Origin of the sequence: Polynucleobacter sp. JS-Polo-80-F4 (genome assembly GCF_018881965.1) — a bacterium.
Taxonomy (GTDB): domain Bacteria; phylum Pseudomonadota; class Gammaproteobacteria; order Burkholderiales; family Burkholderiaceae; genus Polynucleobacter.
The window spans coordinates 360,442-373,140 of sequence record NZ_JACVPI010000001.1; the positions used below are offsets into that span (position 1 = coordinate 360,442).

A 12,699-nucleotide genomic window follows, 5' to 3' on the forward strand; every position below is an offset into this window, starting at 1 on the left:
ATTATTTCAATAAAAAAGTAAGTGAGACATGATCCCCGTCAATTCGGTGCTGCAGGTCGGCCATTTCCCTGAAATTATGCAGGCAGAGATAGATCGGCGTTTTACCCCTTTTCATCATCCCGATCCAAAAGCACCTGCTCCAGCTGGCGACTTTCAGGCTATCTTGATTCGCTCTAACACCAAACTTCCCGAAGAGCTCGTTAAGCAGATCCCCAGTATTCGTATGGTGGCTACTTGTGGGGTTGGGTACGACAACCTTCCTTTGACTTATTTGAAAGAAAAGGGCATCAAAGCAAGCAATACTCCCGGCGTCTTAAACGATGCCGTATGCGAACTGGCTATTGGCATGATGTTGGCCCTGCTTCGCCAGCTACCGGAGGCTCAGGAATACGTTAAAAGCACTGCTTGGTCAAAGGCACCGTTTAGACTCACTACCACTCTAGCTGGCAAGCGTGTAGGCATCGCTGGGATGGGTCGTATTGGGCAGGATTTGGCTCAGCGACTAGAGCCTTTTAAGGTAAATATTGCATATTCTGGACCCAATCAAAAGACCTTGCCTTACACCTACTATCCAAATGTTCAAGAATTGGCTAAGGTTTGTGACATCTTATTTTTAGCCTGCCCCGCAACATCAGATACCGACAAAATGATTAACGCTAAGGTGCTTGAGGCCTTAGGACCGTCCGGATACTTAATCAATATTGCCCGTGGAAGTGTGGTTGATGAGGATGCCCTTTTATATGCACTGCAGCATAAAAAGATTGCTGGTGCGGCTTTAGATGTTTTTGAGAACGAACCTAACCCAAGTCATGAATTTTTAACACTTGATAATGTATTGTTAACACCGCATATTGGGAGCGCTACCTCGGAAACGCGGATAGCCATGACCAACCTAGCCGTAGATAATTTAGAAGCCTTTTTTAACCAACAAACCCTTCCATCGGAAGTAAATAACTAAAACAACGGAGCCAGCATGACGATTTCTCTGCACCCTTCCACCTTACCTGCGGTGTTATCCCCTGTACTCACACCATTTAAGGCGGACGGTAGTCCTGATGCTCCTAAATTACTAAAGCAATGCCAATGGCTAGAAGCCAATGGCGTTGGCCAAGCTATCTTTGGAACCAACTCAGAAGCAAACTCAATGTCTGCTCCCCAGAAGATGAGCACATTAACTTCATTGATTGAAGGCGGATTAAATCCAGAGCACTTGATGCCAGGTACCGGCGCAACATCCATCGATGCTACTGTGAACATGACTCGTCATGCAGTGAACCATCAATGTGCAGGCGTATTAATGTTGCCGCCTTTCTATTACAAAGACGTTACTGATGACGGCCTATTTGCTTATTTTTCCGAAGTGATTCAAAAAGTCGGGAGTGCCGCATTGCAGGTTTACATCTACAACATTCCGCCTGTCACCAAAGTCACCTTAAGTCTCTCTTTGCTCGAGCGTTTGGTTAAAGAATATCCAAAGACCGTTGTGGGCATGAAAGACAGCTCCGGCGATTGGGCGTATACAGAGTCTGTTATTAAGCTCTTAGCCCCATCAGGCTTCCGCGTATATGCAGGTAGCGAAGTATTCCTCATGCGTGCCCTACGCGCTGGTGGCGTTGGTTGTATCTCCGCTACCGCCAACGTGAACCCTAAGGCCATTGCTGATTTAGCAAGTCACTGGACAGAATCCAATGCCGATGAACGTCAAGCAGGCTTGGATCAAGTGCGAGGAATTTTCGCCAAGTATCAAATGATTGCGGGAATGAAGACTGCCGTTGCGCATTACAGCAAAGATCCTGAGTGGCTCAGAGTGCGCCCACCATTGATGCAGTTAAGTGCCGAGCAACAAGCTCAGCTACTCGGTGAGCTGAAAGCAATTAATTTCAGCATGCCAGGTTTGTAATTTAAAAAAGCTAAAAAGATCATTAGGAGACAACTATGAAACTACTTAAGGTAATTGCTTTATCGCTAAGCTTCCTTTGTGCAAGTGTGAGCGCTCAAAATATTTCTATTGCAACGGGCGGTACAGGCGGTGTTTACTACCCTATGGGTGGTGGCTTAGCTTCCGTACTCTCTAGCAAGGTTCCAGGAATGTCTGCTACAGCAGAAGTTACTGGCGGCTCAGTAGACAACTTGAACCTCATTGGCACAGGAAAACCTTATGTTGGCTTTTCAATGGCTGATGCTGCTAAAGATGCGCAGATTGGCGAAGGGAAATTTTCTGGCAAAAAAGTGGATCTGCGTACTTTGGTGGTTCTCTATCCAAACTTAATGCACGTAGTAACAGTTGACTCCACCGGCATCAAATCCATGAAGGATTTAAAAGGCAAGCGCATTAGTACTGGTGCCCCCGGTAGTGCAACAGAAGTGATGGCCTTTCGCTTACTTGAGGCTGCAGGCATTGATAAAGACAAAGACGTCAAACGCGAGCGCTTAAGTGTTGCCGAATCCGTGAATGCTGTAAAAGACCGTAAGATCGATGCCTTCTTCTGGGTTGGCGGCTTGCCAACTGCTGCTGTTACTGATTTAGCCAATAGCCCTGGCATGAAGATTGTTATGGTGGACACCTCCGATGAGGTACCTATCATGAATAAGAAATATGGCAATCTGTATTTCACGACCGTTATCCCTAAGGCTATGTATAGCGGTATGGCTAAAGACAATAAGGTTGCAGCCGTTGCCAATATCTTAGTGGTCAATGCCAATATGCCCGATGATCAAGCTTATAAGATTGTCAAAACTATGTTTGATAACAAGCTCGATCTAGTCCGTACACATCAGGAATATATGAACGTCAGCTTGGAAAATCAAAAAACGAAATCAACTCCAGTGGAATTCCATCCAGGCGCCCTAAAGTACTTCAAAGAAAAGAACGTCAAACTAAATTAAGCTTATGTTTGCATCAGGGGGTGAGTGAATCTCACCCCTTTCGTTTTACGGCAGTGAATAAATAAAATAGCACATAAAAATAATTACAGAGGTTGAGACATGAATCAAAACGTTATCGATAACGAAACCCAAGAAAAACTAGACGCCTTTATCAAGCAAGAGGAAGGTGACTCTAATGACTACAAGGGCCTACTAGCCAAGTTCATTACCCTAGTGGCTGTAGGCATGTCACTCTTTCACTTATATGCCGCTTATTCGATTGTTCCAACACAAGAGTTACGAGTCATTCACGTTGCTCTGGTTTTGTTTTTAGTATTTCTAAGCTTCCCGGTTGCCGATCGCTTCAAAAATCGCTTAATGCCCTGGGATATCATTTTTGCGGTTGTATCCGTTGGAATTGCCTATTACATTCTGAGTGGTGGTGATGACTTTATGGATCGCAATACCGCACCCAATTCCACCGATGTCATAGTGGGCATTGTATTAATTCTGCTGATTCTCGAAAGCGTTCGAAGAACTAATGGCTTGATCCTGGTCTCGGTAACCGTCCTGTTTCTGCTCTATGCTTTGTTTGGTAACTACTTACCAGCACCTTGGACTCATAAGGGTTATGGCCTCGATCGTTTAGTGGGTTATATGTATATGACGCTTGAAGGTATCTACGGTACCGCTGTGGATGTTTCAGCAACCCTTATTATTCTCTTCACTATTTTTGGCGCCTTCTTGCAGTTCACTGGGGCAGGTAAATTCTTTATCGACTTCTCCTTTGCAGCCATGGGCGGCAAATCTTCTGGTGTCGGCAGAACCATTGTGATGTCCTCATTCCTACTAGGTGGGCCATCAGGCTCAGGTGTGGCTACTACAGTTACCGTTGGCTCAGTCGCAGCTCCTATGTTAGATAAAGTGGGTTACGAGAAAAATGCTGCCGGTGGACTTTTGGCAGCGGGTGGTCTTGGCGCTATCATTTCACCACCAGTATTGGGTGCTGCTGCGTTCTTGATTGCAGATTTTCTGAAGATTTCGTATTTGGATGTTTTGCTGATGGCAACCATTCCAACCATTCTTTTCTACTTGGGCTTATTTGTCATGGTAGAAATTGATGTACGTAAATATGGCATGAAGAGCATTCAGTTTGCATCGGCTGAAACAGCTTGGCAGCTCACTAAGAAGTACTGGTTCCACTTCTTCTCACTCATCTCCATTGTCGTATTCATGATGATGGGCTTCTCACCTGTCATGTCAGTGTTTTGGGCAACGGTAGTTTCTGCCCTATCGAGCATGTTGCGTGAAGATACTGCCATCATTCCTTGGGCATGGTTTAAAGGCAAAGAACCCATCCTCTCTGGTCTATACAACTCCAACCTAACCAAGGCACTTGCTTCTGGCTCTACCGGCGTTTTAGCCATTGCCGCCACCTGTGCTGGTGCCGGCTTGATTGTGGGTACCGTTACCCTCACAGGTCTTGGTCTGAAATTTAGCTCGATTGTGATTCAGTATGCAGGCGGCTCACTCCTGCTCACTACTATTTTTACTGCCTTAGTAGTGTGGGTGGTTGGTTTGGCAGTGCCAGTTACCGCCTCTTACATTATTTGCGCGGTAATAGCAGCACCAGCATTGATTAACTTAGGCGTACCTGCTTTTGCTGCGCATATGTTCATCTTCTATTACGCAGTCCTTTCTGAAGTATCGCCTCCAACTGCACTCTCGCCATTTGCGGCGGCCGCTATTTGTAAAGGCAACCCCTATAAAACGACTTTACAGACCTGGAAGTATGTCGCTCCAGCCATTCTGGTTCCGTTCATGTTTGTGCTGGATAAATCGGGCGTGAGCTTGCTTTTGATGGGCTCTACCAGCGCATTGGAGCAAGCTGACTGGATGCAAATCGCTTGGGTTTCCTTTACTGCTGTTGTTGGCATCATCTGCTTGGCTGGAGGACTGCAGGGCTGGTTCATTGAGAAAACCAAAATCTTTGAGCGCATCATTATGGTGGTCTCCGGTGTTGCTCTTGCCTACCCTTCCACAGAAGCAGATTTGATTGGCTTTATTGGCTTTGGTTTAGTGCTAGTGACACAATCCATTACGCATTTCAAGTTAAATCCTAGATCTTCTTAAGAAGAATTACTTCTTAAAAGCAATAAAGCCCGCAATAGCGGGCTTTATTTTTAGTTAGATACCTAAGCTAACGCGACTCAGGAGATTTTGCTCCAAGCGGCCTTACCTGCATACTTCTTCACAGCAGCCTCATCAAACTCAAATCCTAAACCAGGGGTTTTATGCAAAATCAAATCCCCATTCTTAAAGGTGAGTTGTTTATTGATTAATCTGCGGAAGTTAAGCACTTGGTCATCTAAGAAGAACTCAACAAAGCGAGCATTAGGGGTTGCTGCAACTAGGGGCGCATGTAAATCATGCATCCAGTGTGGGCAAACAATGACACCCTTCAAGTCTGCATACGCAGAAATTCTTCGCCATTCGGTAATGCCGCCACAGACTGCAGCATCTGATTGCAAAATAGCGGCGCCACCAGCATCAATTAACTCTCTAAAACGCCAGCGCCCTGCTTCCATTTCGCCAGTAGCCACATTGATTTTGGTTTGACGCGCCAACGCCGCATGTAAATCAATCGCATCTGGCGAGAATGGCTCTTCAATCCAGTAAGGGTTATAAGCCTCAAAGCGACGCACATACTCAAGAGCAGTCGGCAAATCGCGCCAAGCATTATTAGCATCTAAAGTAAGCAATACATCGTCGCCTACCGCTTTGCGAGCCGCCTTCACGCGTGCCTCTTCTTCAGACGGGGATAGGCGCCCTACTTTCATTTTGACTGCCTTAAAGCCTTGCTTTACGTAAGACTCCATCTCTTGGCCAAGCTTGGCGGGGGTTTTACCCTCTAAATAATATCCACCACTTGCATAAGCGGGTACACGATCCTCTACAACGGATCCTAAGTATTGGTGCAAGGGTAGGCCAACTGAACGCGCATTTAAATCCCATAAGGCAGTATCCAAAATCGAGATGCCTCGCATTACCGCGCCTGCACGGCCTTGAAGAATGGATTCGTTGTACATCTCCATCCAGAGACCTTCACTGCGGTGGCTATTCTGACCAATCAATTTTGGAGCCAGCAATTGTTCCACAGCAAGCTTGGCAATATCTCCACCAGCACTGCCGACATAGCAAAAGCCGATACCCTCATTGCCATCCTTACCACGCACCTTGACAAGACAATAATGACGCTCAGAAACGGTGCGGGTAGAAAATGAAGTAACTTTATCCAAAGGCACTGCTACTGAGGCAACTTGGATGGATTCAATAATCGGCATCTACACTCCTTAATTAAAAAATAATTGTATCGATAATTTACCCTTCTATACCCAAGATCAGCACACCTGTAAGTTGCGAGATAAATTTAGTGAAAAGTGGCAAAACTGATATCGCTGAAGATATTGGGTTTGCGACCTGTTCCACCAATAGGGTAGTCATCAGGAAGCAGAATGGCGAAGAAAAACCAAAAGAAGTGTTTGTAGTTATTAAATGAGACCCAGACCAAGGTTAAATTGATTTTGCTGCAGCACAACATATTTATTCGGGTGCGCCCTCACATTATTAGATAATTGGGGGGTGAATAAAAAAGCATCTCTTAGCTCCCTTTTCACCAGGGGAGTAATCATCCTGTCTGGCTGCGCCTTTCTGAGCTCAACTCCGGGCTTGGCTTATGCAGCCCAAGCCCAAAATGCCAACCAAAGCCGTCAGAAGGTCATCGTTCAAACTTCTAAGCAGGTTGGCTTCAAAGATAAGTCAGGGGGCGCAAGCTCAAAAACGAGCAGCATGAGCTTAAATCCCTCACTTTTCCAGCGCAAAGCCCCAGATGAGCTCATGCTCGATAGCGATGCCAATTTAGATTACCGAGTTTCTCAAGGTTGCTTACGACGCAACTTTAATGAAGATAATTTACCTGCCAGCGTTGGGATCGATAACCGACAGTTTTCTGAATTTTTCAAAAATCAAACCAAAACTTTTTTTGAACGTATGCGTGGAGAGTGCATTCCTTACGCAGTTGCTTTTGGTAGCCGAAATCGCTTTGATTCATTGAGCATCATGAATGGCCCCATTCAAGATAGCAAAACAGAGGTGTGGACATTTATACCTTCAGCGGTTGGCGGGTTCCTCATTCAGCAAGATTATCTTAAGGATGAGTCTAAACGCTTGACGGAGATTCGCATTCCCTTAAGGGATGTTTTATATGACCCCCGCAAAGTAAGCGATCAATTGCCCGTTGAACTTGTCTGGGAATTAAATTCTCTTATCAAACAAATTTATCCAGAAGAAAATAATTCACTCGAGAATACAAACAGTGTTGTACGAATGATTGTAGATTTTGGGGATCGTGAAAAGTGGGCGCAAATTTGGGCGGTAGAAATTATTGATCCCAATACTAAAGAGGTTTATGCAAATGCTTTTTGGATGGAGCGCAATGACATCCCTGGGGGCTTCTTTACAGGAACCGGTGAATCTCTTGAGCGCTCCTTCTGGACCAATCCACTGAGCTATCGCCGCATCTCTCGCGGTGTTGGCATGGTGAGGGCCTCATCGAGCAAACGCAGCAAGAGTCCTGCGCCGGCTGCTAAATCCATAACCCCAACCCAAGCGCCAGCAACCAAGCAACGGTATCGCGCCCATATGGGCATTGATTACTCAGCACCAATTGGCACACCGGTCTTCAGCGTTGCCAATGGCAGAGTGGCTCATATTGGTTACAGCGGCGCATTTGGCAACTTGATTATTTTGGAGCACCCAGGCAATTACCACACCTACTATGCTCACTTAAGTAATTACAACGTCGAACTTGAGTTAGGAAATGAAGTGCGGCGCGGCCTAGAAATTGGCTACGTAGGATCAACCGGTCGATCAACCGGTCCACACCTTCATTTTGAGTTACGAAAAAATGGGATTTATGTAGATCCCTATGGCTCTAAGACACAGCTTGATTTGTGGTCTATGCGTGATAACGAAAGTGGACAACTAACTAGAGAAATACTCCTGTTAGGTAGCCCGACTAAACATAACTAGGCAATCAAGCGCCTTTAATCGTATGAATTGAGTTGAAATAAAAAAGGGTCCAATCGGACCCTTTTTGTTTAGCGCTGATTAAATTAACCCAGGACTAAAACTGGCAATGTTGAATGGACGATCACTTCATGAGTCTCGCTACCCAACAAAATACCTTTAATACCAGTACGCTTATGGGATGCCATTACGATCACATCCGCTTTTGCTTTTTTAGCACCAGCCAAAATGCCTTCGGATAGATTGCTATTTTCAATGTGAAGACTTTTCACTTTGGCGCCAAGCCCCAAAGCAGTTATCGACTTCTTAAATACGTCCGCTGCATAAGCTTGGCAAGCTTCTGTATGCTGTTTCTTCGAAATTCCATAGCCCATAGTGCTATCTGAATAAACCATCGGAGGCGTTGGATCAGAAACATAGACTAAAGTTACCGCAGCACCGTCAGCCTTAGCAAGTGCAGCGACTTTCTTCAAGGATTTTTTGCTGACATCTGAACCGTCTACCGGTACTAATAAATGCTTAAACATATTGACTCCTCTTAAATTGAACTACTAATCTACTCTTTCCATCATAATGCTTATTATTAGTCTATAAAAGAATAAAGGTAACTTAATTGCTCAAGAATTTTGCTATTTACCTCTCATTTTTAGTTGCCCTAATCGCAATCGATTTGGTATGGCTTCTGGGTGTCGCAAAAAACCTCTATCGCAATGAGATGGGTGACTTGATGGCCAGTGAACCCAAACTGCTTGCTGGACTAGCGTTCTACCTCCTATATGCACTAGGCGTCTGTATCTTTGTGATTGTTCCAGCGCTTTCAAAACAGTCATGGATATATGCACTGCAATATGGAGCCTTGTTTGGTCTATTTTGTTACATGACCTATGACCTCACTAACCTGGCGGTTGTCAGAAACTTTCCAACGCAATTAGCATTCATTGATATTGCCTGGGGTAGCTTTGTTACGGCTTTGTGCGCTAGCTTTGCCTACTGGGTTGGCAGCCGCATCTCTTGAATAAGCTTCTCGCGAATAAACATCTCTTGCATTTTTAAGACACAACAAAAACAATGTTTTTTCGTCCTCGGCTACTAGACTCTTTTGCAGGCTATAACCGCACCCTTTTCACAAAGGATGTTTTTGCAGGGCTAACAGTTGGTGTTGTAGCCCTTCCCTTGGCGATGGCCTTTGCTATTGCTAGCGGACTAAAGCCCGAAGCAGGCATCTTCACCGCCATCATTGCTGGTGGCCTGATTTCCCTGCTCGGTGGTAGCCGCGTTCAAATTGGTGGGCCAGCCGGAGCCTTCATTGTTATTGTCTACGGCATTGTCGAGCGCTATGGTGTCCCCAATTTATTGCTAGCAACAGCCATGTCAGGAGTATTTTTATTTCTGATGGGAGTATTCCGACTTGGAACACTCGTTCGCTTTATTCCGATCGCAGTCATTATTGGTTTTACTAACGGCATTGCCTTATTGATTGGCTTATCCCAAATCAAAGATTTCTTTGGTCTCCAGATTGAAAAAATGCCGGCTCAGTTTTTTCAATCCGTTCATACGCTCTACTTGGCGGCTGACACCTACAACCCTATTGCACTTGGCATAGCTTGTGGCACTGTAGCCTTATTAGTTCTCTGGAAATTATTTCAGAGTCGTCTAGGCTGGCTATCCCACCTACCCGGCACAGTGATCGCTATGGTGCTAGCAACAATCATTACCAGCGTGCTCAACTTGCCTATAGATACTATCGGCAGTCGTTTTGGTGGCATCCCATCCGGACTGCCTTCTTTTACATGGATTCCGGTGAGCTGGGATAGCGCTCAATATATGGTTGCGCCAGCCTTAACGCTTGCCTTATTAGGCGCAATAGAATCCTTACTTTGCGCACGCATTGCTGATGGCCTTATTCATGATCGTCATGAATCCAATCAAGAGCTCATGGCTCAAGGGATTGCCAATTTCACAGTTCCATTTTTTGGTGGCATGCCTGCAACCGGCACGATTGCTCGCACAGTGACTAATGTAGAAAGTGGAGCGTCAACGCCAATAGCAGGCCTCGTGCATGCGGTCACCTTACTGATCATTGTCTTGTTTGCAGCGCCACTCGCTAAAAATATTCCCTTAGCTAGCCTGGCTGCAATCTTGATGTATGTAGCCTGGAATATGGGTGAGTGGAAAAAGTTTATTGAACTCAAACAGTTCCGTCTGCCATATCGCGTCACTATCTTGAGCGTCTTTATTCTTACTGTTGTTTTGGATTTGACTATCGCAGTAGAAGTAGGTTTACTGCTCGCCTTTATTACCTTTATTTATCGCATCTCCAGCCTATCGCGTTGTGAACCTGCTCTTGCTAGTGATTACCCAGGACTGAGCAATCAGCATGGCAGAATTGATGCCTACCGCATTCATGGTGCCATCTTTTTTGGAGCAGTAAAGCTGCTAGAAAAGATTGAGGCAAACCTTCCATCCCAAACACTCTTACTCGATTTAAAGAATGTGATCTATATTGATACATCGGGCATGGATACGATCATGGAGCTTGCGCATCTATGTAAGATTCGCAACATTCGGTTAATCGTTTGTGGTTTGGCTCATCAACCCTTAGAGATGGCAGAGCGAAGTGACTTTATTTCTTCGCTAGCGCAAGACTCTTTATATCCAGATCTCACCTCAGGAATAGAAGCGGCATTAACTTAAGAGCGGATTGTGTGGCTTAAGAAATACAGAAGCCGCCTTTTAGCAAAGCTTCAGGCAATACCCAGGCTCGATACAAACCAAACCCACCCGCAATGAATAGTAGCGAGGCCGCCAAATAACGCACCCAAAGATATTGTCCAAACTGTGTGAGTGCCGCAGAAAATTTAGAGATCAACAATAAGTTAGGTAATGTACCCAAACCAAATGCCAACATCAGAGCTGCACCGGTAAGTACATCACCAGATAAAAATGCGAGTGGTAAAACGCTATAAACCAATCCGCAAGGCACCAAACCCCACAACATGCCACTAAACCAACGCGAGGGGCCGCTGGCCATACGACCTAAGTACTTAGCCCAGTAAGCCGCAATTTTGGAGCTTAGCCATTTACCCCCAAGTAATCCCTCTGACTTACCTATTCTCAGTAAGCGAATACCCATGAAGATCAAGATTAAGGAGGTCAGTGCAAATAGGGGTCGCTGAATAGGAATGATGCTTTGTTGCCAAACCACAACCCCTACAGCAGCAGCTAAAGCACCCAATAAGACATAAGTCGTTACGCGCCCTAAATGCATAATCAACTGCAGGTAAAACAGCTCAGATTTACGCCGTAAAGGGGTCTCCAGGCTTACAGGCCGCTCAATGGCAGCCGCTATGCCACCGCACATCAAAGCGCAGTGCCAGCCGCTAATTAGGGCGCCCAGAAATACAGCCAGTAGCAGACTAGTTGTCAGCATGAAATTGGTAAAAAGTAGGTGAAAGCGCTAATTTGCATATTAATAGAATAAACTCCCCTTATAGACAAGCTCAAATATGAATTACAAACCTACCGATAGCCCAGCCAGCAAATGCTCAGTCTGCGTACTGGGTCAATTTTGCCTTCCGGTCGGCCTCAATAGTAGTGAAGTTTCAAAAATTGATACCCTTGTAAAAGAACGCGTTCACTTACAAAAAGGCGAAAGTCTCTATCGTCATGGTGACCCACTCAGCTCCGTATACAGCGTTCGCTTTGGTACCCTCAAAACAGAATTTAGCCTGCAAGATGGTCGACAACAAGTGATCGGCTTTCATATTCCTGGCGAGATTTTAGGTCTCGATGGCATTGGTGAAGGCCATTATCAGTCTGATGCAATCGCCCTTGAAGAAAGCGAAGTTTGCATCATTCGTTACGAAGCCTTTGAAGATCTAGCACGCCAGATCCCGGTTCTACAAAATCAGTTTCATAAAATCATGAGTCGCGAATTGACTCAAGATCAGCGTCATCTACTTTCTCTTGGCACAATGCGCGCAGAAGAAAGATTGGCAGCTTTTCTATTGAGTCTTTCACAGCGCTTAGCAGCCCGCGGCTATCTCAATAATGAATTTGATCTACGCATGAGCCGAAACGATATTGGCAGCTATCTCGGCATTCAAATTGAAACTGTTAGTCGCATGCTTTCACGCTTCGCCGAATCAGGTCTTATTCAAATCAAACAACGTCACATCAAACTGATTGACATGAATGGCTTATACGAACTAGCCGGCATCCCCAATCCAGATAGATCTACCTGCGTCAGCGCAGACATCCCCGTAAAACACGCTTAAAGTAAACCGCGGTCGATTTCTTTACTATCGGGCGCTTCAATACCAGGCAGGATATAAGCGGTAAGCGCACTGGAAGCGGCGCAAAAGATCCAAATCACAAAGAATCCAATGGTATAGATCCCCTCATCGGAAATATCCGGATGATGTCCAAAGAATAAAAGATCTTGCGGATGAATCACCGTAAACAACAAGCCCTCTGCCATGCCAGCCACCAAAAAGGAAGGCCACAATATCCAGATCAGCAGGCGGTACTTCATTTTTGCGCCTGCGCATCTGATTGTGCGTCTTTCAGCTGCTCCACCTTCAAGCCCTGCTTCACTAGACCTTCGCGTAATGGTTTATCGGCATATAAATTTACTGCTAAGTAAATAGTGATGATGCAACCAATCATTGCAACAGCAGGACCGCTGATTAATAACCATGGCCATAACTGCTTAAACCAAGGTTTAGTAGTTTGCTCTTCTGTCAT

General features: G+C 45.4%; 13 protein-coding genes. 8 read left to right on the plus strand and 5 right to left on the minus strand.

Annotated elements, in window-relative coordinates:
• The first annotated feature begins 28 nt into the window (after nt 1-28).
• The 4 genes from ICN20_RS01765 (at nt 29) to ICN20_RS01780 (ending at nt 4,998) form a co-directional block, all read left to right on the plus strand.
• A complete protein-coding gene (locus ICN20_RS01765) occupies nt 29-958 on the plus strand; it encodes a 2-hydroxyacid dehydrogenase (protein ID WP_216237828.1) in 930 nt (309 codons plus the stop codon).
• 15 nt (nt 959-973) lie between these two features.
• On the plus strand, nt 974-1,900 hold the full coding sequence (locus ICN20_RS01770) for a dihydrodipicolinate synthase family protein (protein ID WP_216237829.1): 927 nt from the start codon (nt 974-976) through the stop codon (nt 1,898-1,900).
• A 35-nt stretch (nt 1,901-1,935) separates the two neighbouring features.
• The gene (locus ICN20_RS01775; protein ID WP_216237830.1) at nt 1,936-2,886 is read left to right on the plus strand and encodes a TAXI family TRAP transporter solute-binding subunit; all 951 of its coding nucleotides are present in this window, start codon (nt 1,936-1,938) and stop codon (nt 2,884-2,886) included.
• Between the two features lie 99 nt (nt 2,887-2,985).
• Complete coding sequence (locus ICN20_RS01780; RefSeq protein ID WP_216237831.1) at nt 2,986-4,998, plus strand: TRAP transporter fused permease subunit; 2,013 nt, start codon at nt 2,986-2,988, stop codon at nt 4,996-4,998.
• A 77-nt stretch (nt 4,999-5,075) separates the two neighbouring features.
• Here the strand turns inward: ICN20_RS01780 and ICN20_RS01785 are convergent, their stop codons facing one another.
• Nucleotides 5,076-6,209 (minus strand): mandelate racemase/muconate lactonizing enzyme family protein, encoded by a 1,134-nt coding sequence (locus ICN20_RS01785; protein ID WP_216237832.1) that lies wholly within the window; start codon nt 6,207-6,209, stop codon nt 5,076-5,078.
• A 298-nt stretch (nt 6,210-6,507) separates the two neighbouring features.
• On the opposite strand from ICN20_RS01785, the gene ICN20_RS01790 reads away from it, so the two are divergent.
• Complete coding sequence (locus tag ICN20_RS01790) at nt 6,508-7,956, plus strand: M23 family metallopeptidase (protein WP_370624517.1); 1,449 nt, start codon at nt 6,508-6,510, stop codon at nt 7,954-7,956.
• An 83-nt stretch (nt 7,957-8,039) separates the two neighbouring features.
• Here ICN20_RS01790 and ICN20_RS01795 read toward each other — a convergent pair whose 3' ends face one another.
• Nucleotides 8,040-8,480, minus strand: a complete 441-nt coding sequence (locus ICN20_RS01795; protein WP_216237833.1) for a universal stress protein — start codon at nt 8,478-8,480, stop codon at nt 8,040-8,042.
• An 86-nt stretch (nt 8,481-8,566) separates the two neighbouring features.
• On the opposite strand from ICN20_RS01795, the gene ICN20_RS01800 reads away from it, so the two are divergent.
• On the plus strand, nt 8,567-8,968 hold the full coding sequence (locus ICN20_RS01800) for a DUF2177 family protein (RefSeq protein ID WP_216237834.1): 402 nt from the start codon (nt 8,567-8,569) through the stop codon (nt 8,966-8,968).
• 53 nt (nt 8,969-9,021) lie between these two features.
• Nucleotides 9,022-10,647, plus strand: coding sequence for a SulP family inorganic anion transporter (locus tag ICN20_RS01805; RefSeq protein WP_216237835.1), 1,626 nt, complete (start codon nt 9,022-9,024; stop codon nt 10,645-10,647).
• A 16-nt stretch (nt 10,648-10,663) separates the two neighbouring features.
• Here the strand turns inward: ICN20_RS01805 and ICN20_RS01810 are convergent, their stop codons facing one another.
• Nucleotides 10,664-11,383, minus strand: coding sequence for a sulfite exporter TauE/SafE family protein (locus tag ICN20_RS01810; protein WP_216237836.1), 720 nt, complete (start codon nt 11,381-11,383; stop codon nt 10,664-10,666).
• Nucleotides 11,384-11,459: 76 nt separating this feature from the next.
• Between ICN20_RS01810 and fnr the strand changes: the two genes are divergently transcribed.
• Nucleotides 11,460-12,230, plus strand: coding sequence for a fumarate/nitrate reduction transcriptional regulator Fnr (gene fnr / locus ICN20_RS01815; RefSeq protein WP_216237837.1), 771 nt, complete (start codon nt 11,460-11,462; stop codon nt 12,228-12,230).
• Here the strand turns inward: fnr and ICN20_RS01820 are convergent.
• Entirely contained in the window at nt 12,227-12,487 is a 261-nt protein-coding gene (locus tag ICN20_RS01820; RefSeq protein ID WP_216237838.1) for a hypothetical protein, read from the minus strand. The genes fnr and ICN20_RS01820 overlap by 4 nt on opposite strands.
• A complete protein-coding gene (locus ICN20_RS01825) occupies nt 12,484-12,699 on the minus strand; it encodes a FixH family protein (protein WP_216237839.1) in 216 nt (71 codons plus the stop codon). Before ICN20_RS01825 ends, ICN20_RS01820 begins: the two co-directional genes overlap by 4 nt.